We start from the raw sequence: 22,514 nt of genomic DNA, 5'->3' as shown, positions 1-22,514 counted from the left end.
TCCCGCTGCGGCAACAACGGCTCTATCCGAGCCCACGCGGCATCCGTTATCTCTCCTCGACCCACCACAAGATCAATTATGAGACACGGCCTAGCGGGCCCCGGCCCCGCCGGCCACCCGCAGCGCCTCGTAGCCGGCCTGGACGAACCGGCCGTCCAGCGCCGGAGCGGTGTTGGCCACCGCCGCGACGGCCGCCGAACCCGCCGGCGAGAAACCCACGAAGGCCGTGAACCCCCGGGTGCCGCCGCTGTGGAAGTAGAGGTCCCGGTCGCCCGAGCGGCGGTGCATCCACACCAGGCCGATCCGGTCGGCCGAGTGAGGCAGCCGCAGGCGCAGCCGCTGGACGTCCCGCAGCGCGGCACCCAGCCCGCCGTTCAGCCCGCCGCCCGCGTCCGCCGGCGCTCCGTCACCCGCGCCCGCCGGCGGGCCGCCGTCCAGGTGCGCCCGGAGGTAGCGCAGCAGGTCGGCCCCGTCGGCCCGGACGGCGCCGGCGCCCGGCAGCCCGGGGATGCGCCAGGGCGGGAGCGCCCGTCCGCGCCGGTACCCGACGGCCCGGCCCGGCGGGTCCGGGTCGCAGGTCGTGGAGCGCAGTCCCAGGGGGCGGCAGACCCGTTCGGCGAGCAGGTCCCCGTACGGCATCCCGCCCGTCTCGGCGAGCACCCGGCCGAGCAGGCCGACCCCGTAGTTGGAGTAACCGTACCGGCTACCCGGCTTTGTCCGTACGGTCGTTCGGGCCAGGCCGTCCCTCAACTGCTCGTCGCCGTACGTCTCGTACGGATTGCTGAACCAGGCCGGGACGGCCTTCGCGAGCAGTCCCGGGGGGAGCCCGGGCAGGCCCGAGGTGTGGGTGGCCAGGTGCAGCAGTCGGATGGGTTCCGCCGACCGGACCTTCGCCGCGCGCCAGCAGCGCGGGAGCCGGTGCTCGACCGGATCGTCCAGGGAGAGATCGCCGCGCGCGGCCATCTCGGCGAGCAGCAGCGCGGTGAAGGTCTTGCTGACGGAACCGAGTTCGAAGACGGTGCCGGGGGTGCAGGGCGGAGCGGCCGGGGCCCGTCCGGTCCGCCCGAAGCAGCGCACGTCAGCCTGGTCGCCGCGCACCAGGGCGACCGTCACGGCGGTGGCGTACGGCCGGGCGGCCCGCACCACCGCCGCGACGGCGGCGTCCAAGTCGCCGGCGTCACACCCGCTCTCGTCCGGCCCGCCGTCGGCGTCAGGCCCGTTCACGTCCGGCCCGCCTTCGGAGTCGGGCCCGTTCACGTCCGGCCCGCTCGCCGCATCACGTCCGTTCACGTCCGGCCGGCTCAAAGGGCCACCGGTGTGCCGCCGAGCGCCCGGGAGAGGGTGACGGTGGAGGCCACGACCCCGACCACGGCGGTGTGGCAGTGCTGGCGGAAGTCCTCCTCCGGGTCGTCGTTGTCGGGCGCGGAGCCCTCGCACCGGATCATCCCGTCCGCCTGCTGGGCCGCGGCCAGCGCCTCCCAGCCGGCGCGTCCGGTCACCGGCTCCCCGATGCAGGAGTCCACGATGAGCAGTTCACCGGCGAGGTCCCACTGCTCGATCTCCAGCCAGATGTCGAGCCAGACCGGCAGCCAGTCGCGCAGGTAGTCGCGCATCGGCTCGGGCAGGCACTCGGGCCGGGCACCCCAGTCGGTGAGGTGGAAGACGGTGTGGGTGACCTGGTAGGCGATCACCCAGGCGATGGTCCACGGCTCGGGGAGGGCGCCGAGCCAGGTGTTCCGGGCCAGCCTGGGCCAGTCCGGCTGGGGTTCGAGGCCGGCGATCCGCCGGGCGTTGGCGAGCGCGAGGTGGCGGCTGCCCTGGATCTCGACGGCGTGCACGGCCCGGAGCCGGCCGATCGAGGTGAGCAGTTCCTCCATGGCGGCGTGGCGGTACCCGGAGCGGGCGAAGTGGCCGTACGTCTCCAGCGGGTCGACCAGGGTGACGTGCCGCAGCTGCCGTTCGAGCAGCAGGTCGCCCTCGCCCAGCTGGGCCCAGGCGGCTTCGAGGAGCTCCTGGGCGAGACGGGCGTCGTGGGGGCCGGCCACGCCGTCGCGCAGGACCAGGGAGGAGGCCAGGGCGGCCTCGCAGAGCGGCTTGTAGACGTCCTCCGGGTCGGCCAGGTCGACGATGGTGCTCTCCTCCAGCCGGCTGTAGCCGCGCTGGTAGCCGGCGTGCAGCCAGGCCAGTGACCGGGAGCCGAGCTGTTGGGCGGTGGCGAGCACCGCGGTGTCGGTCATCTCCGGGCCCCGTTCAACAGGCTCTGGGCGATGGTGAGTTCGAGGGTGGAACGGGAGGTGCCGTCGCCGGCCAGCCGGATCCGGTCCAGCACGGGCTCGATCTCCAGCCGGAGCGGTCGGCCCTCCGCCTCGGCCCAGGCGAGCCACCGGGCCAGTCGGACGGCGGTGGTGGGGTCGCGCCGGAGCATGCAGCGGACGGTGCCGCGGGCGAGGTCCAGGGTGTGCGCGCGGGCGGCGTCGTGCATCGGGCCGTCCAGTGTCGGCAGGGCCAGCGAGGACAGCTGGGCCATCCGCTTCGACCACGTCTGCCAGCCCACGTCCTGCGGCCCGGACAGCGGCGCGGGCGCTCGCACGGCCGCGCCGTACGGTGTGCGGGCGAGCAGTCGGCCGGCCGCCCAGTCCTGCCACCCGATCACCAGGGCGGCCTCCGCAGAGGCGGGGGTCGGGGCGGGGAAGGCGACTCGCGCCTCGGCCAGCAGGGCGGCGGTGGTGCCGTCGGGCTCCGCGCCGGTGAGCAGCTGCGGTGCGAACACGTCCGCGCCGAGCACCCGTACCGCGGCCAGCAACGGGCGGGGCACGAGGGTGTCGGGGTCCGCGAGTGCGGCCGTGCCCTCGCCGTCCCGGAGGACGGCGAGGGTCCGGTCCGCCACCCGCTCGACCGCCGCGGCGTACTCGTCACGGAGAGGGGTCTCGGCGGTTGGCATGGCGATCGGGTCCCCCTTCAGGAGGGTTGGTCACGGGCACGAGGCCCGAAAGGGGAGAAGACGGCCTACCGGGTCGGCTTCTCCTTCGGGCCCTTCGGCGAGAGGAGCAGCAGGGCGGCGAGCAGCACCGCGCCGGCGGCCTCGGGCAGGTACGTGGGCGCGTCGGACACGACGGCCTCGTCCTCCACCATCAGGCTCGCGAGTGTCTCGGCTTCCAGCGTCGCGCTGTGTGACGTCGAAGCCGTTTCGGTCCTGAACTGAGTAAGCATCAGATGTGCCTCCTCATCTGGATTTCACCGCCCGGTCGGACGGTGCCCCTGTTCGACGTTACGAGCCCCTTCGGGGATCTGCATCCGCAACCCGCTGAGCTGGGACGTTGCCCTGGGTGTGGGCTCGGATGCGGGGAGTCGGTACCGTCGGGGGCATGACCACAGCCTTGATCACCGGCGCGACCGCCGGCATCGGAGCCGCTTTCGCCCGCCGGCTCGCCCGCAGCGGCTACCAGCTCGTCCTGGTGGCCCGGGACACCGCGCGCCTGGAGCGCGCCGCCGCCGACCTGCACGGCAGGTTCGGCATCGAGGCGGAGGTGCTGACCGCCGACCTCGCGACCGAGGAGGGCATCGGCGCCGTGGAGGCCCGGCTCGCCGACTCCGCCCGCCCGGTTGACCTCCTGGTCAACAACGCCGGCTTCGGCAACAAGGGCGCCTTCGGGACCGTTCCGCTCCAGGACGAGCTGGACATGCTGAAGGTGCACGTCGAGGCGGTCCTGCGGCTGACCACGGCCGCCCTGCCCGGCATGCGGGAGCGCGGCCGCGGCGCGATCGTCAACGTCGCCTCGGTGGCGGCCTTCCTGCCGCGCGGCACGTACGGCGCGAGCAAGGCCTGGGTGGTCAGCTTCACCCAGGGCGTGCTGCGCGACCTCGGCGGGACGGGCGTGCGGATGATGGCGCTGTGCCCGGGCTTCACCCGGACCGAGTTCCACGAGCGGGCCGGCATGGGCACGGGCAACATCCCGTCCTGGTCCTGGCTCTCCGCGGAGCGGGTGGTGGACGAGGCGATGCGCGACCTGGCCCGCGGCCGGTCCGTCTCCGTGCCGGGCAAGCGCTACAAGGCCGCGGTGGCCATCGCCCGGGTGCTGCCCTCCGGCAAGCTCGGCGGGCTCTCCTCGAAAGCGGCGCGCACCTACCGGGCCGACTGACAGCCGGGGCGGCCGGCCGGTCGGGCCGGCCGGGGGCGGTCGGGTTCCGGCGACGGCCGGGGCCCCGGGGCGGGCGCTGGGACCGGGAGCTCCGAGGAATAGGGCAACCCTCACTATTAGCTTGTCTAACTATGAGCTATCCTCGCTATGCTGGCCCCCGCCCGGCCGCCCACCCGACCGTCCCACCCAGGGAGGCCCGTCCTTGAGGCCCACCGCCATCGACTGGACCCCGCCCGACCGCGCCGAGGGCGAACCCCGCCCACCGGCCGAGTGGCGCCGCATCCTCGCGCTCTTCCGCCCGTACCGGGGCCGCCTGGCGGCCGTCGGGCTGCTGGTCGCCGCCTCCGCCGTGGTCTCGGTCGTCTCGCCGTTCCTGCTCCGGGCCGTCCTGGACACCGCCATCCCGCAGGGCCGCACCGGGCTGCTCAGCCTGCTCGCCCTCGGGATGATCCTCACCGCGGTGGTGAACAGCATCTTCAACGTCCTGCAGACGCTGATCTCCACCACCGTCGGCCAGCGCGTGATGCACGACCTGCGCACCGCCGTCTACGAGCACCTCCAGCGGCAGTCGCTGGCGTTCTTCACCCGCACCCGCACCGGCGAGGTGCAGTCCCGGATCGCCAACGACATCGGCGGCATGCAGTCCACGGTGACGTCCACCGCGACCAGCCTGGTCTCCAACCTGACCGCGGTGATCGCCTCCGTCGTCGCCATGGTCGCCCTCGACTGGCGGCTGACCGTCGTCTCGCTGCTGCTGCTCCCGCTGTTCGTCTGGATCAGCCGCCGGGTCGGCCACGAGCGCAAGAAGATCACCACCGAGCGGCAGAGGCAGCTGGCCGCGATGAGCTCGGCGGTCCAGGAGTCGCTCTCGGTCAGCGGCATCCTGCTCGGCCGCACGATGGGCCGCTCCGGCTCGCTCGCCCGCGAGTTCACCGAGCAGTCCGACCAGCTCGCCGGCCTGGAGGTGCGGGCCAGCATGGCCGGGCGCTGGCGGATGAACACCATCCAGATCGTGATGGCCGCGATGCCCGCGCTGATCTACTGGGCCGCCGGGCTGACCTCCGCCGCCGGTTCGCCGATCGTCTCGGTCGGCACCCTGGTCGCCTTCGTCACCCTCCAGCAGGGCCTCTTCCGCCCGACCGTCAGCCTGCTCTCCACCGGCGTGGACGTGCAGACCTCGCTCGCGCTCTTCCAGCGCATCTTCGAGTACCTCGACCTGCCGGTGGAGATCGACGAGCCGGCCCACCCGGTCACCCTGACCGACATCCGCGGCGAGGTCCGCTTCAAGGGCGTGGACTTCCGCTACGACCCCGCGCAGCAGCGCCCGACCCTGACCGGGGTCGACCTCGACGTCCCGGCCGGCAGCTCACTGGCCGTGGTCGGTGAGACCGGCTCCGGCAAGACCACCCTCAGCTACCTCGTCCCGCGGCTGTACGACGTCACCGGCGGACGGGTCACCCTGGACGGCGTCGACGTGCGCGAGCTGTCCTTCGACACCCTGGCCCGCGCGGTCGGCGTGGTCTCCCAGGAGACGTACCTCTTCCACGCCTCGGTCGCCGAGAACCTGCGCTTCGCCAAGCCCGGCGCCAGCGACGCCGAACTGGTCGAGGCCGCCCGGGCCGCGCAGATCCACGACACCATCGCCGCCCTCCCGGACGGCTACGACACCATGGTCGGCGAACGCGGCTACCGCTTCTCCGGCGGCGAGAAGCAGCGCCTCGCACTCGCCCGGACGATCCTGCGCAACCCGCCGGTGCTCATCCTCGACGAGGCCACCAGCGCGCTCGACAACCGCACCGAGCGCGCCGTCCAGCAGGCCGTGGACACCCTGGCCGCCGGCCGCACCACCATCACCATCGCGCACCGGCTCTCCACCGTCCGCGCCGCCGACCAGATCGCCGTCCTGGACCACGGCGAGGTGGTCGAACTCGGCACCCACGAGGAGCTGGTGGCGCTGGACGGGCGGTACGCGGCGCTGCTGCGCCGGGAGGCGCCGGAGGCCGCCGGCCGGCCGGAGCCGGCCGCGCTCGGGCACCTGTGACGCACCCCGGGCGGTGTCCGGCGCCGGGCACCGCCGACTGGGCGCCGAGGAGCCGAGGACTGGGCGCCGCCGACTGGGCGCCGGTGACGGTACGCCGGCGCGGGGCGCCGGTCAGGCCGCCTTCGGGACCTCGTTGTAGCTCTCCGCGACCTCCTGGCCGGAGAGCCGCTGGATGGCCGCCATCACCTCGTCGGTCACCTGCCGACGGGCCTTCAGCGAGCGGGCCTGCCCGTGCAGCTCGTCGAAGTGCAGCGGCTCGCCGAAGCGGACCGTCACCTTCTTCAGCCGCGGCACGCGCTTGCCCACCGGCAGGATCTGCTCCGGACCTTCCAGCGCCACCGGCACAACCGGAACGCCCGCGGTCAGCGCGAGCCAGGCGACGCCCGTCTTGCCCCGGTAGAGCCGGCCGTCCAGCGAACGGGTGCCCTCGGGGTAGATGCCGAAGGCCTTGCCGTCCTCCAGGATCTCCAGCGCCGACTCCAGCGAGGCCTGCGCGGAACGGTAGGTGCCGCGCTCGACCGGCACGGCGCCGATCGCCTCGAAGAAGCCCTTGGAGAGCCGGCCCTTGAGCCCGGTGCCGGTGAAGTACTCGGCCTTGGCGAGGAAGTGCACCCGGCGCGGGGCGGTCAGCGGGATCACCACGCTGTCGATGAACGACAGGTGGTTGCTGGCCAGGATCACCCCGCCCTTGCGCGGCACGTTCTCGATTCCCTCGATGACCGGCCGCCAGATCCCCCGCGAGACCGGTTTCAGCACCAACTTGGTGGCGAGGTCGAGCACGATTCCCTCCCTGGACGAACGACCGCCCGGGAGGAGCCCGGGCCTGCAATCAGATCCGCAGACTACGACACCCACCCCCGCGCACGTCCACTCCCGCCGACCGTGGCGAACACCACGGCCGGGTAGGGTACGGCCGTCCGAACCGAGCAACACCCCGCAGTACCCAGGAGGGAACGATGGAGACCACCGAGGCGATCAAGGCCTTTTTCGACCGCTTCGACAAGGACGGCGACGGCAGGATCACCGCGGCCGAGTACGCCCTTGCCGCCAACGAGATGGGCGACCACGACGTCACCCTCTCGATGGCCGAGGCGCTGATCCACAGCATGGACACCGACCACGACGGCGTCCTGACCTTCGAGGAGTTCCTGGCCGCCCGCCAGCGCTGAGCTCGCGCTGACGGGGCCGGTCGCCGTACCGACGGCACCGGCCCCGTCCGGAGGCCCCGCCGCTGCTCCCGTACCGGGGGCGGCTACCTCTCCACCGGGAACACCCGGCGCACCACCCGCTCCGCGGCCCCGCCGTCGTCCCAGACGCAGAACTTCGCCCGGAACCGCTCCCGCGCCGCCGGCTCCGGATCGCCCGCCAGCAGCGCCCGCGCCAGCCCGTCCGCGTCCACCGTGACCGCGCCCGGCGGCTCCGCGAACAGGTCGAAGTAGACGCCGCGTTCCCGCTGGTACTCCTCCCAGTCCGGGGCGAAGACCACCACCGGCCGGTCCAGCACCGCGTAGTCGAACATCATCGACGAGTAGTCCGTCACCAGCGCGTCCGCCGCGAGGTAGAGGTCCTCGACGGTGGGGTGCGCCGAGACGTCCACGATCCGCGCCGACTCCGCACCGGCGCCCGACAGGTCGCCCGGGCCGTCGGCGTGGAAGTAGTGGGTGCGCACCAGCAGCGTGAAGTCCGGGCCCAGCCGCCGGGCCAGCGCCTCGACGTCCAGCAGTGGCACGTAGCCGCCCTTGCTGCCGCGGTGGGTCGGCGCGTACAGCACCGCCCGGGTGTCCGGCCGCAGCCCGAGCCGCTCGCGCATCGCCCGGACCTCGTCCGAAGTGGCGTTCGCCAGCCGGTCGTTGCGCGGGTAGCCGGTCTCCAGCATCTCGTACCGGCCGGGGAAGGCGCGGGCGAAGTGCCCGCTGGTGTGCGGGTTGGGGGAGACCAGGAAGTCCCAGCGGTCGACGGCCTCCTGGAGCTGCTCGAAGTCCATCCCCTCGGCCGCCGCCGGGTGGTCGCGCAGGTCCATGCCCATCGCCTTGAGCGGGGTGCCGTGCTGGGTCTGGACGTGCACCGTGCCCGGCCGCTTCGTCATCGTGCGGGGGAAGTTGACGTTGTTGACGAAGTACTTGGCGGTCGCCATCGCCTTGAGGTAGGCGGGGGTGTTGACGATCACGTACGGCACCCCCGGCGGCAGCGTGGCGGCCTGGGTGCGGTTCTCGACCACCCACACGCCCCGGATCCGCGGGGCGAGCTCCTTCGCCTTCTCGTAGATGGCCGCCGGGCTGCACGCGTAACCCCGGTGCCAGTACGCGGCGTAGACCGCGAGGTTCTCGTCCAGCGGCAGCCGGCGGAACGCGTTGTACGCGGTGAACCGGGCGCCGCTGCGCATCCCCTTCTTCACCGCCGGCGCCACCGCCCTCGCCCCGCGCCTGAGTTCGCGCGGCAGCCGACCGGTGCGGCGCAGCTCGGCGTACGCGATCCGGGCGCCCCGGGCGGCCAGCCGGTACTGCACGCCGCGCACTCCGCCGGGGAAGCGGTAGCCGGCCGCGCGGTGGCGGTCGAAGTGCCGGGCGATCCGCTGGAAGAAGTCCTTGCGCCGGTCGGTGGGGACCAGCCCGGGGGTGTCGTAGACGTTCAGCGCCTGGCGGACCGTCCGGTCGAAGACCAGGGTGCGCAACGTCTCCGGGACGGGCCGGCCGGGGCGGTCCGGGCGGTCCAGGAAGGCGAAGATCGCGTCGTACTGGGCGAACACGTCGACGTGCTTGGGGGAGGCGGTGGCGGTGATCGCGCCGTCCCGGCCGCGCCGGTAGAAGTAGCAGGGGCGGTCGAGGTAGCGCAGCCGCTCGGCGGCCAGCAGCGCCGGGTAGGTGACCGAGATGTCCTCGTAGTAGCCGCGGCCGAAGGAGACCCCGAGGCCGTCCAGGAAGGCGCGGCGGAACAGCTTGTTCCAGACCGACATCACGGTCTGGAAGAGCGCCGGGTGCTCGGCCAGCGTGCAGCCCTCGACCAGTGGGGAGCCGGTCAGCACGTGGCGCCAGGGGTTGGGCTCCGTCCCGCCGTCCGGGTAGACGTGGGTGAAGTCGGTGATCAGCACGTCGGCGGGGGTCTCCCGGCGGCGTTCGCGGGCCAGCTCGTCCAGCAGCGCGCCGACCGTCCCCTCGGGCACCCAGTCGTCGCTGTCCACGAACCAGACGTACTCGCCGCGGGCGTCCGGCAGGGCGGCGGTGCGGGCGCCGCCGAGGCCCTGGTTCTCGGTGAGGTGCGTCACCCGCAGCCGGCTGTCGCGGGCCGCGTAGGCGTCCAGGATCGCGCCGGAGCCGTCGGGGGAGAGGTCGTCGACCGCGATCACCTCGAAGCGGGTCTCCTCGGCGGGGGTGTCGCCGAGGATCGAGTCGAGGCAGCGCGGGAGGTACCGCTCCACGCCGTGGACCGGGAGCACGATGCTGAGGAGGAGGGACACGCTGGCCGAGTGTACCGATCCACCGGGTGCGACCTGCGCGGACGTCCGGGGCGGGGCTGCTCGGGCCTGGCGGGGGCGTTCGGGCGGGGTGTCCGGTGGGCGTCCCGGGGGCTTCCGGTAGGTGGCCGGGTGGATGTCCGGGGCGGACCCGGAACCGCCGGTGCCGGGCCCCTCGCGGGGCGGCACCGGCAGTCAGGTGGCGGTCCGGCCGACCCTCTACGGCCGACCGCCGGTCCGGGCACCGCGCGAGCCTGGCCGCCGCAGCGTCGAGGCGGCCTGGCAGTGGCTCGCTGGAGCCGGAGTTCTTCATCACTCGAACACGCGCTTGAGTGCGGTGCGGGCACCGGCGCGTGCATCAGATATTGCTTGGAGGATCGGCGGGAGTCAATCCCTCGAATGTGTTCACTTCCTGAAGTCGACCGGTTGCGGCCTCGGCGGCGCCCTTCGTGCGGGTGGGGCGTGCTCGGCGGACGCCCCGATGATCGCTTTGTCGATGTGGCGGTTGTCCCCTATATGGCGACGGGGGCCGCGACGGTGGGGTGCGGCCGGGCCGTGGGTGGCGTGCCGGGCGGGTCGCGGGCCGTGGGCCGCGGGCCGTGGCGCCGTCGGGGTGCCGCCGTGCGCCGGGCGCGTGCCGTGCGTACGGCTGCCGCGCCCGCGCCTGCCCGCCCTGGTGACGGACGGCTGGTCGTGCACCATCATTGATGCCTAGTCGTGACCGGCCGAGCGGCCCCTGGTGCTTCGTCAGTTGACGCCGCACGGTACGGTGGCACAACACCGAGGACGGTTGCGCGAAGGCCGTCCGTCACGGATAGTCTTCGCCTCACGGCCCTGGCGCCTCGTAGGGGTGGGAAAACTGATGGAACACATGCAAGTGCGGACTCGGCCCCGCGTGCCGGCGGTCCAGTGCGGTGTCGGCACGACCGGCCGCCGGATCGAACGACACCTGGCCGTGCTCGGCGCGCCCGCACTCCCGGCGGTGGACACCGCCGAGGCGCTCGGGTTGATAAGGGAACTCACGCCGCGCGGCGCCGAGGCCCCGACGACCCGTCGTCGCCACACCAGGATCTCGCTGCTGACGCCGCTGCGTCGGCTGCGGCGGAGTCTCTTCGGCGGGCGCGGCTAGCGGCTGGTCCGGCCGGTGCGGCACGGGTCCCTCCCCGCCGCCCCGGTCGGGAACCGACCCGGTGGACCATCCGGTCCGCCGGGTCTTCGGTGTGTCGGGGCGGTGCCGGAAGGCGCTCCGGGCGCCGGGGGTGGGTGGTGCCGGGCCGTGTGTGCCGGGTGCTGTGTGGTGCACGGGGCGGGTGGTCTGAACCTTGCACCCTACGCGAGTTCGCCCCTTCGGCACGGCGACTCGGTGAGGGAGTACGCCCGGCCCGCTGACCTGGGACAGGATGGCGCCATGGCGGACAACAACCATTCCCCCCAGACCGGCACGTTCCCGACCTCCCTCTTCCAGAGCAGCACCTTCGAGATCACCACCGGCAGCCGTGAGGTCGCGCTCGACATCACCGACCGCTGCGCCGCGTTCCTCGACGAACGGGCCGCCGGGCGCGACGGCCTGCTCAACGTCTTCGTCCCGCACGCCACCGCGGGGATCGCGGTGCTGGAGACCGGCTCCGGCAGCGACGACGACTTCCTCGCCACCCTGCGCGACCTGCTGCCGGCCGACGACCGCTGGCGCCACCGGCACGGCAGCCCGGGCCACGGCCGGGACCACGTGGTGCCCGGCCTGGTCGCCCCGCACGCCACCCTGCCGGTGATCGGCGGCCAACTGGCGCTCGGCATCTGGCAGTCGGTGGTGCTGGTCGACACCAACGGGGACAACCCGCGCCGGACCGTCCGGCTGTCCTTCCTCGGCTGACGGCGGGGCTCGGCCGGAGCGGCGGACTCGGCCGTCGCGGCGGGCTCAGCGGACGTGCGCGGCCACCGCGGCGAGGTAGCGCTCGATCGCCAGGTGCTGGCAGAGCAGCGCCACCGGGCGGCCCAGCCTGGCGTACCAGGCGGACAGCCGGGAGAACGCGGTGACCTCGAACCACACCTCGCCGTCGGCGTCCATGGACACCAGGAACGCCTCCTCGCCGCACTCCGGGTGCCCGGGGAGGGTGCCGTACCCGAACCCGATCCGGTGCGGCTCGTCCACCGTCCACACCACCCGGCAGGGGATCACCAGCCGCGGCCAGCGGCTCCCCGGCAGGGCCAGCCGCAGCAGCACCGTCTCTCCCGCCCGGGCCGGGCCGCCCGGGTGGACCGCGAATCCCGTGCCGACCTGGCTGCCCCAGCCGAGCACGTACCGTCCGGCCCGCTCCAGCACCTCCGGCCCGTGCCCCAGGTGGACCCGCCGCCGCAGGTGGGCGTAGCCGTCCGGCAGCCGCCCGCCGCCACCCCGGGTGGCACCCACCTCGGGGTACGACGGGGTGGTGGCGCGGGCGGCGAGCAGGCGTCGGTGCAGGTCGGTGGGCATGTCGGCCACGGTAACCGCCGGGTGGGGCGGGGTCGGCGGCGGGGCGGACGGTCGGGGGTGGGGGCGGGTGTCGGCGAACAGATTTCAGCTGACGGATTTCAGCGAACGTCTTCTGAAATCTGTTTGCCGTCCTCTGTTCGCTGAAACCTGTCCGTTGTTCGCTCACCGGAGCCGGCGCCGCCCGGGGTCCGCCGAGGCCGGGCCCGGGCCTGTTGCACCAGGGCGGGGGCGCGGAGTAGGAAGGCGGCATGAGCGACACCGGTACGAACCAGGAAGCGGACGTCTGCGAACTCGCGCCCGACCGCGGAGCGGAGGCGGCGCTGCGGCACGACTCGGAGGCGACCGGGCCACGCGCCGACTGCGTGCTGTGCGGAGAGCCGACCGAACTGCCCGCCGACCAGCCGGGCAGCACGCTCTGCCCGGTGTGCGCCTGGCAGCAGGCGCAGCGGATCGCCTGCTCGGGCTGATCCGGGGGCTGACCCGGGCCGACCCGGCTCGAACCGCCCGGGGCCGCCCGGCCCACCCCGCCGAGCCGCGCCGCAAGCCGGTGGGTGGTCCTACGCGTCCTCCCGCCCCGCCAGCGCGAGGGTCGAGCCGCGCCGCCCCTTGCGAACCAGCAGCTGGGCGGGGATACGGCTGCGCAGGTCGGCGACGTGGCTGACGATGCCGACCGCGCGGTCCCGCTCGCGCAGGCCGTCCAGGACGTCCATGACCTCCTCCAGGGCGTGCTCGTCGAGGGTGCCGAAGCCCTCGTCGATGAAGAGGGTGTCCAACGGCATGCCGCCCGCCTCGTCGGTGACCACGTCGGCCAGGCCGAGGGCGAGCGAGAGCGAGGCGAAGAAGCTCTCGCCACCGGAGAGGGTCGCGGTGTCCCGCTCGGTGCCCGTCCAGGCGTCCACCACCCGCAGGGCCAGCCCGGAGCGCTTGGTACCGGTGCCCCGGTCGTCGCTGTGCACCAGGGTGTAGCGCCCGCCGGACATCCGGACCAGCCGGTCGCTGGCCGCCGCCGCGACCTGCTCCAGCCGGGCCGCCAGGACGTACGACTCCAGGCGCATCCGCAGCCGGTTCTCGGCCGAGGTGCCGGCCGCGAGCGCGGCGAGCCGGTTGATCCGCCCGTACCGGTCCAGTGCCGGGGCCAGTTCGCCGGCGAGCCCGGTCAGCTGCCGCCCGATCGCGGCCAGTGCCCCGCAGCGCTCGCGGGCCGCCGCGTGGGCGGCGTGCGCCCGGCCGAGCCGGGCGGTGGCGGCGCCGAGCTCGGCGGCGACGGCGGGCAGGTCCACCGGCGGACGGCCCGCGGCCTCGGCCAGCTCCGGCAGCGCCAGCTCGCGGCGGACCGCGGCGGTCTCCGCGCGGTGCCGCTCCAGCCGGGCCTCCAGCCGTTCGCGCTCCTCGCGCGGCAGCAGCACCGCCAGCGCCGCGTCGGCGTCCGGGAAGCCCGCCGAGGCGGCGGCCTTGCCCAGTTCGTCCTCGGCGTCGGCGAGCCGGGCCGCCGCCTCCGCATGGGCCCGGGCGGCGGTGGCCGCGGCGGCGACCGTCTCGGTGAGGCGGGTCAGGGCTGCGGCCCGGTCGGCGACGGAAGCCGCCTCGCCCCGGGCGGCCGCCACCCGGGCGGTCAGCGCCCGCTGCTCGGTGCCGAGCGCCAGCAGCCGGTCGGAGAGGACGGCGGCGCGCTCCTTGGCCTCCCGCAGCTCGTCGACCCGGCGGGCGCGGTCCTGCGACAGCCGGGCGATCTCCTGCTCGACCGGGCCGAGCGACTCCGCCGCGTGCCGTGCCTCGCGGTGGTCGCGTTCCAGCCCGGCCAGCGCCTGTGCGAGCGCCTCCGCCCCGTCCGGCCCGGCCGCACCGGCGACGGCGGCCTCGCGCACCCGCAGCGCGGTGAGCGCCTGGTCGGCCGCCGACCACACCTGCTCGGCGGCGGCCTGCGCCCGGCGCGCCCGCTCCTCGTCCTCGGCGCCGACCCGGCTGCCGGGCGCGGCCTCGGCGGGCGCCGGGTGCTCGGGCGAGCCGCAGACCCGGCAGGCCTCGCCCGCGCGCAGCTGCTCGGCCAGTTCGGCGGCCATGCCGCTCAGCCGGCGGTCCCGCAGGTCCAGACTGTGCTCGCGGGCGTCCAGTGCGGCGGTGCGCAGCGCAGCCACCCGCGGCTCGGCCTCGGCGATCTCGGCGCGCAGGCCGTCGCGCTCCCGGGCCGCACCCAGGCGGGCGGTCAACTCGGCGCGCTGCCCGTCCAGTTGCTCGACCAGGGTGGTCGCCGACCGGGCCTCGGCGTGCCGTTGCTCCAGCCGGCCCAGCTCGCCCTCGAACTCGGCCAGCCAGTCCTCGGCCTCCTCGGCCAGCTCCTCGGCTGCGCGCCGGTCCTGCACCAGGGAGCGCTGCTCGTGGGCGAGTTCGGCGCAGCGCCGCTCCTCGGCCCGGGCCGCCTCCAGCCGGACCACCTCGGCCCGCAGCCGCAGTTCGGCCTCGGCCAGCCCCGCGGGGCCGGCCCCGGCGAGCTCCCGGCCCTCGCCACCGGAGCCGGCCAGCGCCTCGCGGTGCCGGCGCTCCGCCTGCTGCGCGCGCCCGAGCGCCTCGGCCGCGCTCCGCCGCAGCCGCAGCGCCGACTCCACCCCGACGGCCTCCTGGGCGGCGGCCAGCCGCCGCCGGTCCGCGGCCGCGGCGGGTTCGAAACCGGCCAGCCGCTCGGCCCGGTCCACGGCCTCCCGGTGGCGGCGCTGGCGACCGGCCAGCTCCTCGGCGGCCTCGCGGTGCTCCTGGGCGGCACGCTGGGCCGCCTCGGCGCCCGCGAGTGCGGCCTCGGCGACGGCGAGCTGCTCGGCCGCGCCGCTGCGCAGGACCGCCGCCCAGCCGAGCACCCCGGAGATCAGCGCGGCGTCGTCGTCCTCGGCGGGCACCCAGCCCGCGGCGGGCTCGGCGCCCGGACCGGCCGCCTGCTCGGCCTTGCTGGTGAGGTCCCGCAGCCGGCGCCGACCGGCCTGGACGGCGGCCTCCTGGCCGCGCCGCTGCTCGGCCAGCCAGGCTTCCACGTGCTGGAACCGCTCGGTGTCGAACAGCCGCCGCAGCAGCTTGCCGCGCTCCTCCGAGTCGGCCTTGAGGAACCGGGCGAAGTCGCCCTGCGGCAGCAGCACCACCTGGCAGAACTGCTCCCGGTTCATGCCGATCAGCCGGTGGATCTCCTCCCCGGCCTCCTGGTGCGACTTGCTGATCCCCCGCCAGCCGGGCGTGCCGTCGCCCGTGTCGGCGACCCACTCGCGCAGCAGGGTCTGCGCCCGTTCGACGGTGGTGCCGGTGCCGACCTTCTTCGGCCGGCGCTGCTCCGGCAGCCGGGTGATCCGCAGCCGCCGCCCGCCGAGGGTCAGCTCCAGCTCGACCGAGGTCAGCCGCTTGGGGTCGGCGTGGTCGCTGCGCAGCCGGTTGGCCCGGCGGGCGCCCGGCGTCTCCCCGTACAGGGCGAAGCAGACGGCGTCCAGCACGCTGGTCTTGCCCGCGCCCGTCGCGCCGCGCAGCAGGAAGAGCCCGCCGGCGGCGAGCGCGTCGAAGTCCACCGTCTCGCTGCCCGCGAACGGGCCGAAGGCGGTGACGGTGAGCCGGTGCAGCCTCATCGGGGCAGGTCCGCCTTCCGGTCGGTGGCCACCCGGACGCGCTCGAAGCCCTCGCCCAGCCAGCCGAGCTCGTCGGGCTCCGGCTCGGCACCGGGGCGGACGTGCCGCAGGAAGCCCTCCGCGATCTCCAGGTCCCCGCGGCCGCTGACCCGCGCCGCGTACGACTGCGAGGGCTCGGTGTCGCTCCGCTCGGGGTCGAACAGCAGCTGGAGGGTGTGCGGGAAGCGGCGGCGCAGCCGCTCCATCGGTTCGCTCGGCCGGGCCGCGTCGGTGAGCGTGGCCTGCACCCAGGACTGCTCGTGCTCAGCGTACTTCTCGTCGGTGAGCAGCGCGTCGAGGGTGTCGCGCAGCGTCGCCAGCCGGCGCGGCTCCGGGCAGGGGACGCGCTCGGCCGTCACCGAGCCGTCGGCGGCCAGGTCGACCAGCCACATGGTCTTGCGCTGGTGCACCTCGGAGAAGGAGTAGGCGAGCGGGGAGCCGCTGTAGCGCAGGTGCGGGGCGAGCGTCTGGCAGCCGTGCAGGTGGCCGAGCGCGGCGTAGTGCACCCCGTCGAAGACGGACGCGGGCACGGAGGCGACGCCGCCGACCGCGATGTCCCGCTCGCTGTCGCTCGGCGCGCCGCCGGTGACGAAGGCGTGCGCCAGCACCACCGCCCGGGTGCCGGCCGGGCGTGCCGCGAGGTCCGCCCGGACCAGGTCCATCGCCGCCCCGAGCACCGCCGCGTGCCCGCCCCTCGCCAGCCCGAACCGCTCGCGCACCAGCGTCGGCTCCAGGTAGGGCAGCCCGTACACCGCCACCGGGCCGTGCTCGTCCGCCAGCAGGACGGGCTCGGCGCACTCGCCCGGGTCGGTCCGCAGGTGGATGCCGGCCCGCCCGATCAGCCCGGCCCCGACCCCGAGGCGGCAGGCCGAGTCGTGGTTGCCGCTGATGAAGACCGTCGGCACCCCGAGCGCCGCCAGCCGGTGCAGCACGTCGTCGAACAGCGCGACCGCTTCCAGGCCGGGCAGCGCCCGGTCGTACACGTCCCCCGCGACCAGCACGGCGTCCACGCCCTCGGACCGGACCACCTCCACCAGGTGGTCCAGGAAGGCGCGCTGGGCGTCGTGCAGGCTCTCCCGGTGGAACGAGCGCCCGAGATGCCAGTCGGAGGTATGCAGCAGTCGCATGGTCCCCGACCCTAACCCGCTGCACTGACAATCCCGCCCGGCCCTGTGGAAGCGCATGCCCCCGGGACGCCGGCAGCCCCGGGAGCCCCTGGGCGTGGCGGTGCGGCCGGTGACGGTGGCTGCGGCGCCCGGCGCTGAGCTTGTTCGATTACTCGGGGTCGATTGTCAGTGGCTCTGTGTATGTTCCTCGGCGTCGGCCGCTCCCGGCCGGGGTGGCCGGCGCGGACCGGTGTCGGACGGGCGAGAAGGAGGAGTCATGACTGCTGTGCGGAAGTCGGTGCGCGAGGTGCGGGGTGTCGGGGCGGGCCGGCCGGCGCGGGGGCGTCGGCGGGTGCTGGTGCTGGCCGGGCGCAGGCCCGGGGGCGGTGTCGGCGGGGCGTCGGCCGGCGGGCCCGGCGGGGCGGTGCCGCCCGGGGGAGGGCGGCCGCCGGGGGCGCCCGCGGGAGGAGGCGGTGCGCGGGCGGCCGTGCGCGGCGGGTGGGTCCGGGGCGCGCCGCCGCCCCAGCCGGTGGCGGTGGCCCTGGCCGCCGAGGCCGGGGACTTCGCCGGGCTGGCGCGGTACGGACTGTTCGGCGGGCTCGGGTACCAGGCCTACCTGCGACAGGCGGAGGAACAGCTCACGGCCCTGCACCGGCAGGGGCTGGAGGTGCACCTGCGGGTCCTGGAGGCGGGCGACTTCGAGGACTACTGCGAGGCGCTCGGCCTCGATCCCCGGATGCCCGCCGCCAGGGTCGCCTACGCGGGTGATCCGGAGCTGGCCGGGGAGCCCTTCGTCTACGCGGGGGAGCGGTTGGCCGAACTGATCCCGGTGCTGCTGGACGACCACCGGGCGCGGGTGCGGATGTCCGTGGCCTGTGCGGTCCTGCTCGACGCCGTCGGCGACGATCCGGCCGGTGAGCTCCGGATGTCGGCCGTGATGCGGTACGTGACGTCGGTCTACCTGGCGCTGGCCGAGGGCGCGGGGGAGGGGTGCCACCTGCTGACGCTGCGCTGCCACGGCCCCGAGGACGGCGAGGAGCTCACCTCGGCGGTGGACGTCTGCGTGGAGGACGGCCGGCTGGACCCGGCCGGGCGGGACGCCGAAGCGTTCTGCGTCACGCTCGCGGCGGGCGTCGCCCTGGGCGGGGAGGGGGCCCTGCTGCTGCACGGCGATCCGTCGCTGGGCGTACGCGCCGACGGCCTGCGCGCACGGGCTGACGGCCAGGACGTACGCGCCGACGACCAAGGTGGACCGACCGACGACCAGGGTGGACGGGCGGACGGCCGGGCCGCGCAGGCCCGGCCCCGGCCGCCGGTGCTCGGCTGGGCGCTGACCGGTGGGCGGCTGCGGCCGATGACCGCGCACGAGGTGTTCGACGAGCTGGCCGACGACGCCGCGCGCGGGCTGCCCTTCCCGCCCGGGGTGGATCCTCGGCCCGGGTTCCCGCTGCCCGTCTTCCGGGGCCTCGGGGAAGGGGGTGGGCCGCTGGGGTGACCAGAGGGCTCACCGCCGCCCCGCATCCATCACGTTCACCGCCTCCGCATCCACCATGCGGCGCTGGGGACTGTTCATCGACCGCCTGTTCGGGGAAGATTCGGAGAAGATCAACAGCAGGAGCGCGCGGTGCCCCACGCCGCCGTTCCGGCCGCTCCGCTCCGTACCGCGCCATGCAGGTCCTCCTCGTGCACCGCCGGTCCGGCGAAGCCCGACTGCGAGAGGGGGACGGATGAGCGAGCGGAGCGAGCTCGGTGCCAGGGGGTGCGCGCGGGCGAGCGTCCCCGCCGAGCGCCGCGGGGCGCGAGCATGAGCCCGATCGAGTACAGCGCGGAGGTCGCCGAACTCCTCGGGAAGGTGCGGCGGCGCCCCACGGCGGGCTGGCCGTGGCGGCCGGGGGAGCAGGTGCCGGAGGGGCTGCCGGTCAAGCAGTCCTGGGGGTGGCTGTTCGCGCCGGACGGCCGGGTGCTGACGCTGGTGAACCCCAGGGACGGGATCTGCTCGCTGCCCGGGGGCTCACTGGAGCCGGAGGACGGCGGGGACCCGGGAGCCGCCCTGGCGCGGGAGGCGGCCGAGGAGGCGCAGGCCCTGATCGGCCGGCCGTACTACCTCGGCTACCTCTACGACCGGGTCGGCTCGGCGAACGGCGGGCACGAGTGCGCCCGGGTCCGGATGGCGGCGACGCTGCGGGCCGTCGGTCCGAGCGCGGCGGACCCGGCCTCGGGCCGGCACTACCGGCGGCTGCTGGTCGCACCGGGCCTCGCCGTCGAACTGCTCGGCTGGGGCGCGCCCGGGCTGCGCCAGGCCCGGGCGGCGGTCGCCACCGCCGCCCGCCGGCTCGGCGTGCCCGCGGCCGCGAACGAGGCGATCGAGGAGTTGCCGGTCGAGGGCTGCACGGTCTCCCCGGGGGCCGTGTACCCGGCTGGCGTGCACCTCGGCGCCCACCCCGGTAGTGGCCACTCCGGCGTGCAGGGCTGACCGCGCGCGTCGCCGTACTTCTGCGCGACCTCCCGACACGCCGTCCTGACGTGCGCTCCCGGCCTGTCGACCTGACGTGCGTTCACCTTCGGTCGCAGGGGCGAGATCGGCCGACCCGGTGAATTCCAGCCGTGCCGGTGACACCCTTTCGGGGTCGCCTTTGGGCGCGCACCGAGGTGTTCACCAGCCTCCCTGTGCCCGCTGACGCCTCCTTGGGGACCGGCCCGGCAACGAGTGGGCGGCAACTACCCCGCTTGTCCCGCACGGAACTTCCGCAAGTTGCCGGTCTACGCGCGCTGCGCTACGCGCGTCACGGCGCACCCGCTCTGACCAGCGCGAAATCACGGATCGTCGACGGCAGTTCACCTCCGGGCTGTCAGACTGCCCGTCAACATCCTTGGCATGACCGCTTCCGGGTTCGGCTACCGCCTGGTATCACTTCTGTGACCCTCACCACGCCACCCCACTGGAGCTGTGATGATCCGCCGTGCCCGCGCCCTGTCCATCGCCGCCATAGCGGCAGGCCTCACCATGACGACGCTCTTCGCCGCCTCGTCCGCGAACGCCGCCGGTGTCAACTACGTGGCCCTCGGCGACTCGTACTCCTCCGGTGTCGGTGCCGGCGGCTACCTGAGCGACAGCGGCAGCTGCAAGCGCAGCACCAACGCGTACCCGTACCTCTGGAAGAACGCGCACGCGCCGTCCTCCTTCAAGTTCGTCGCCTGTTCGGGCGCCAGGACCGGCGACGTCCTGAACAGCCAGATCTCCGCCCTGGACGCCGGCACCACGCGGGTCAGCATCTCGGTCGGCGGCAACGACGCCGGCTTCGCCGACACCATGCAGACCTGTGTCCTCGGCTCGGACGCCGACTGCATCAACGCCGTCAACACGGCCAAGAACTACGCCACCACCACCCTGCCCGGCCAGCTGGACAAGGTGTACTCGGCGATCAAGGCCAAGTCCCCGAACGCCCACGTCGTGGTGATGGGCTACCCGCACATCTACAAGGTCGGCGGCAGCTGCATCTTCGGCATCGGCGACACCAAGCGCGCCGCCATCAACGGCGCGGCCGACACCCTGGACGGCGTCCTCGCCAAGCGGGCCGCCAACGCAGGCTTCGCCTTCGGTGACGTCCGCAGCATCTTCAACGAGCACGAGATCTGCGGCTCGCTGACCACCTGGCTGAACAGCACCACCCTGCCGGTCGACGAGAGCTACCACCCGAAGGCCGCCGGCCACTCCGGCGGCTACCTGCCGGTGTTCTCGGCGCTGTAAGGACTGCCGAAGGACGGCCACGAGGACAGCCACGAGGACGGCCACGAGGACGGCCTCGTCGCAGGTCCCGACGGTGCCGCCGTCCCCTCCCGCGCCTCGGGGAGGGGACGGCGGCAACGCCGTTTCAGCCGTCGGAGGGCGCCGATCCGCCCGGCGCCGATCCGCCCGGCGCGGGCCCGCCCGGCGCCGATCCGCCCGGCGCGGGCCCGCCCGGCGGCGGCCCGCTCGGCGGGAAGGGGATGTCGGCGAGGACCGGCAGGAGTTCCGCCTCCTCGAAGTCGAGGTGCGCCTCCAACTCGGCGGACATCCGGTCCAGCTCGGCGCGCAGCCGCTCCGGCTCGGTGACCGCGATCCCGGCCAGCAGGGCGACCAGCTCCTCCTTGATCCGCCCGATGGCCCGGTGCTGCTCGTCGAGCCGCGCCAGGACGTCGGCCAGCTCCGGGTTGCTGCGGGCCAGGGCGGGGAAGATCGCGGTGTCCTCGCCGGTGTGGTGGTGCGTCAGCCCGTCGCAGAAGGCCAGGCAGTGCTGGCGCAGCTGCATCCCGAACGTGGCCGGTCGGCCCGGGGCGTGGGAGTGCGCCTCCTCCCGTACGTGGCGCAGCTGCGCGCGCAGCCAGGTGTGCGCCTCCAGCAGCTTGTCGGCGAGGCTGCGCACCACCGGGGCCGGTCCGTCGGCGGGTGGTTCGAGCCGTTCCAGGACGACGACCGGCAGCTCCCGGTCGGTGTGCGCCTGGTAGTCGCCGTAGCCCGGAGCCTTCCGGACGACGGCGGCGAACAGCCGCTCCCGGCGGGCGCCTTCGGCGGGTACGGCGACGGTCTCGAAGGCCTCGGTGCCGAGTTCGACCCGGACCACCGGGTGGGCGAGGAGGTTGCGGTACCACTGGGGGTGCTCCGGCGCCCCGGCGGCGGAGGCCACGACCAGGAGCAGCCCCTCCGCCCGGACGTACCCGAGCGGCACGGTGTGCGGCCGCCCGGAGCGGGCCCCGGTGGTGGTGAGCAACAGCAGGTCGCCGCCCTCGAACGGGCCGCCGACCCGTCCGCCGTTGGCGCGGAACTCCTCGATGACGTTCAGATTGAAGGACATGGGCATGCGTGTGTGATGGATCTCCAGAGAGGAATGGGGGCGCGGTCACACGCGGTGTCGGTGCCAGTGCGGATGCCGGTGCTGGAACCGGCGGTACGGCCGGTCGCGCGTCCGGCGACGTCCGGCGCGGACGCAGGACGTGGAAACGCGATTCGCGCACGCGGGCACCGCGGTGACCGCCTGGCGTCAGATCAGGGAAGCGGAGAGAGTGCTCATCGCGCATCGTCCCTTCGGAAGGGTGCCCGCTCGGCTGTCGGCCGGCCCACTACTCTTTGGCCGACGCCGCGCTGCACGCCACCATTAGAGCCAGGCCGTGGACGCGCTGTCAACGAGCACGATCACCGCTCGAAGGGAGCCGAACCGCCGTGGACCGTGTGGTGGACCTCGACGACGCCGCCGCGCGGATCGCTGCCCGGGCCCCGAGGTGGCGTGCCGCCCGGCTGACGGTCGGTCCGCTCACCTGGCGCGACCGGCCGGCCCCGTGGCCGCGGCCGCTGGAGACGGACCGCGCCCGGGTCGTCGATCCGGAATCCGTCGGCCTGCGGCTGGCCGACCCGCTGACCGGCGGTGAACTGGACGTGGTGCTCTTCCGCGGCGGCTGGGCGGATGTGAGGTTCCTGGCCGCCGACTGGGAGGACGGAGCGGCCGCAGGGGAGGGGCGGGAGCCGGGTGGTGTGATCCCGGCCCGGGGCATCGTCTCCGCCGAGGACTTCGAGGCGCTTCTGATCGGTTGGATGGGGGACGTCTTCGGCGGCTGAGCGGCTGAGCGGCTGATCGGCTGGGTGACTGGGTGGTTGAGCGGCTGAGCGGCCGGCGAACCGAGCCGCTGAAGCAGCCCAC

20 protein-coding genes are annotated in these 22,514 nt (G+C 74.6%); 10 read left to right on the top strand and 10 right to left on the bottom strand.

The features are described from left to right. Positions 1 to 90: 90 nt before the first annotated feature. From ACFY0X_RS21835 to ACFY0X_RS21820, 4 genes are all read right to left on the bottom strand, one after another. Positions 91 to 1,224 carry a serine hydrolase domain-containing protein gene (locus ACFY0X_RS21835; RefSeq protein ID WP_387756814.1) on the bottom strand — a complete coding sequence of 378 codons (1,134 nt, stop codon included), beginning with the start codon at positions 1,222 to 1,224 and terminating at the stop codon, positions 91 to 93. Positions 1,225 to 1,301: 77 nt separating this feature from the next. Next, entirely contained in the window at positions 1,302 to 2,237 is a 936-nt protein-coding gene (locus tag ACFY0X_RS21830) for a DUF6895 family protein (protein WP_387756813.1), read from the bottom strand. Then, positions 2,234 to 2,941: a hypothetical protein gene (locus ACFY0X_RS21825; RefSeq protein ID WP_387756812.1), complete on the bottom strand. Its 708-nt coding sequence runs from the start codon at positions 2,939 to 2,941 to the stop codon at positions 2,234 to 2,236. Before ACFY0X_RS21825 ends, ACFY0X_RS21830 begins: the two co-directional genes overlap by 4 nt. 65 nt (positions 2,942 to 3,006) lie before the next feature. Beyond that, positions 3,007 to 3,210, bottom strand: a complete 204-nt coding sequence (locus ACFY0X_RS21820) for a hypothetical protein (RefSeq protein WP_359821891.1) — start codon at positions 3,208 to 3,210, stop codon at positions 3,007 to 3,009. A gap of 155 nt (positions 3,211 to 3,365) precedes the next feature. Between ACFY0X_RS21820 and ACFY0X_RS21815 the strand changes: the two genes are divergently transcribed. Both ACFY0X_RS21815 and ACFY0X_RS21810 read left to right on the top strand, forming a co-directional pair. Next, positions 3,366 to 4,139 carry an SDR family NAD(P)-dependent oxidoreductase gene (locus ACFY0X_RS21815; protein ID WP_387756811.1) on the top strand — a complete coding sequence of 258 codons (774 nt, stop codon included), beginning with the start codon at positions 3,366 to 3,368 and terminating at the stop codon, positions 4,137 to 4,139. Positions 4,140 to 4,341: 202 nt separating this feature from the next. Next, a complete protein-coding gene (locus ACFY0X_RS21810) occupies positions 4,342 to 6,180 on the top strand; it encodes an ABC transporter ATP-binding protein (RefSeq protein ID WP_387756810.1) in 1,839 nt (612 codons plus the stop codon). Between the two features lie 111 nt (positions 6,181 to 6,291). On the opposite strand, the gene ACFY0X_RS21805 is transcribed toward ACFY0X_RS21810, so the two are convergent. Then, on the bottom strand, positions 6,292 to 6,960 hold the full coding sequence (locus ACFY0X_RS21805; protein ID WP_316524860.1) for a lysophospholipid acyltransferase family protein: 669 nt from the start codon (positions 6,958 to 6,960) through the stop codon (positions 6,292 to 6,294). Between the two features lie 176 nt (positions 6,961 to 7,136). Between ACFY0X_RS21805 and ACFY0X_RS21800 the strand changes: the two genes are divergently transcribed. Beyond that, the gene (locus ACFY0X_RS21800; protein ID WP_387756809.1) at positions 7,137 to 7,349 is read left to right on the top strand and encodes an EF-hand domain-containing protein; all 213 of its coding nucleotides are present in this window, start codon (positions 7,137 to 7,139) and stop codon (positions 7,347 to 7,349) included. Positions 7,350 to 7,432: 83 nt separating this feature from the next. On the opposite strand, the gene ACFY0X_RS21795 is transcribed toward ACFY0X_RS21800, so the two are convergent. Next, positions 7,433 to 9,634 (bottom strand): CDP-glycerol glycerophosphotransferase family protein, encoded by a 2,202-nt coding sequence (locus ACFY0X_RS21795; protein WP_387756808.1) that lies wholly within the window; start codon positions 9,632 to 9,634, stop codon positions 7,433 to 7,435. A gap of 859 nt (positions 9,635 to 10,493) precedes the next feature. Between ACFY0X_RS21795 and ACFY0X_RS21790 the strand changes: the two genes are divergently transcribed. Continuing rightward, the gene (locus ACFY0X_RS21790) at positions 10,494 to 10,760 is read left to right on the top strand and encodes a hypothetical protein (RefSeq protein WP_387756807.1); all 267 of its coding nucleotides are present in this window, start codon (positions 10,494 to 10,496) and stop codon (positions 10,758 to 10,760) included. Positions 10,761 to 11,039: 279 nt separating this feature from the next. Continuing rightward, positions 11,040 to 11,501 carry a YjbQ family protein gene (locus ACFY0X_RS21785; protein ID WP_387756806.1) on the top strand — a complete coding sequence of 154 codons (462 nt, stop codon included), beginning with the start codon at positions 11,040 to 11,042 and terminating at the stop codon, positions 11,499 to 11,501. Positions 11,502 to 11,546: 45 nt separating this feature from the next. Here ACFY0X_RS21785 and ACFY0X_RS21780 read toward each other — a convergent pair whose 3' ends face one another. Beyond that, positions 11,547 to 12,101 (bottom strand): DUF1990 family protein, encoded by a 555-nt coding sequence (locus ACFY0X_RS21780; RefSeq protein ID WP_387756805.1) that lies wholly within the window; start codon positions 12,099 to 12,101, stop codon positions 11,547 to 11,549. Between the two features lie 248 nt (positions 12,102 to 12,349). Here ACFY0X_RS21780 and ACFY0X_RS21775 point away from each other — a divergent pair, with 248 nt between their 5' ends. Next, the gene (locus ACFY0X_RS21775) at positions 12,350 to 12,568 is read left to right on the top strand and encodes a hypothetical protein (protein WP_387756804.1); all 219 of its coding nucleotides are present in this window, start codon (positions 12,350 to 12,352) and stop codon (positions 12,566 to 12,568) included. 90 nt (positions 12,569 to 12,658) lie between these two features. Here ACFY0X_RS21775 and ACFY0X_RS21770 read toward each other — a convergent pair whose 3' ends face one another. Beyond that, positions 12,659 to 15,697: an AAA family ATPase gene (locus ACFY0X_RS21770; protein ID WP_387756803.1), complete on the bottom strand. Its 3,039-nt coding sequence runs from the start codon at positions 15,695 to 15,697 to the stop codon at positions 12,659 to 12,661. Continuing rightward, entirely contained in the window at positions 15,694 to 16,863 is a 1,170-nt protein-coding gene (locus ACFY0X_RS21765) for an exonuclease SbcCD subunit D (protein WP_387756802.1), read from the bottom strand. Before ACFY0X_RS21765 ends, ACFY0X_RS21770 begins: the two co-directional genes overlap by 4 nt. Before the next feature lie 256 nt (positions 16,864 to 17,119). Here ACFY0X_RS21765 and ACFY0X_RS21760 point away from each other — a divergent pair, with 256 nt between their 5' ends. From ACFY0X_RS21760 to ACFY0X_RS21750, 3 genes are all read left to right on the top strand, one after another. Beyond that, positions 17,120 to 18,337, top strand: a complete 1,218-nt coding sequence (locus ACFY0X_RS21760) for a hypothetical protein (RefSeq protein ID WP_387756801.1) — start codon at positions 17,120 to 17,122, stop codon at positions 18,335 to 18,337. A gap of 309 nt (positions 18,338 to 18,646) precedes the next feature. Beyond that, complete coding sequence (locus tag ACFY0X_RS21755) at positions 18,647 to 19,315, top strand: hypothetical protein (protein ID WP_387756800.1); 669 nt, start codon at positions 18,647 to 18,649, stop codon at positions 19,313 to 19,315. Positions 19,316 to 19,795: 480 nt separating this feature from the next. Continuing rightward, entirely contained in the window at positions 19,796 to 20,590 is a 795-nt protein-coding gene (locus ACFY0X_RS21750; RefSeq protein ID WP_387756831.1) for an SGNH/GDSL hydrolase family protein, read from the top strand. Between the two features lie 124 nt (positions 20,591 to 20,714). Here ACFY0X_RS21750 and ACFY0X_RS21745 read toward each other — a convergent pair whose 3' ends face one another. After that, positions 20,715 to 21,680 (bottom strand): nitroreductase/quinone reductase family protein, encoded by a 966-nt coding sequence (locus ACFY0X_RS21745; RefSeq protein ID WP_387756799.1) that lies wholly within the window; start codon positions 21,678 to 21,680, stop codon positions 20,715 to 20,717. Positions 21,681 to 22,039: 359 nt separating this feature from the next. Here ACFY0X_RS21745 and ACFY0X_RS21740 point away from each other — a divergent pair, with 359 nt between their 5' ends. Then, positions 22,040 to 22,432, top strand: coding sequence for a hypothetical protein (locus ACFY0X_RS21740; RefSeq protein ID WP_387756798.1), 393 nt, complete (start codon positions 22,040 to 22,042; stop codon positions 22,430 to 22,432). Positions 22,433 to 22,514: the final 82 nt, after the last annotated feature.

The sequence above is a fragment of the Kitasatospora sp. NPDC001547 genome (assembly GCF_042894165.1).
Taxonomy (GTDB): Bacteria; Actinomycetota; Actinomycetes; order Streptomycetales; family Streptomycetaceae; genus Kitasatospora.
This window is presented reverse-complemented; position numbering and strand designations above follow the sequence as displayed.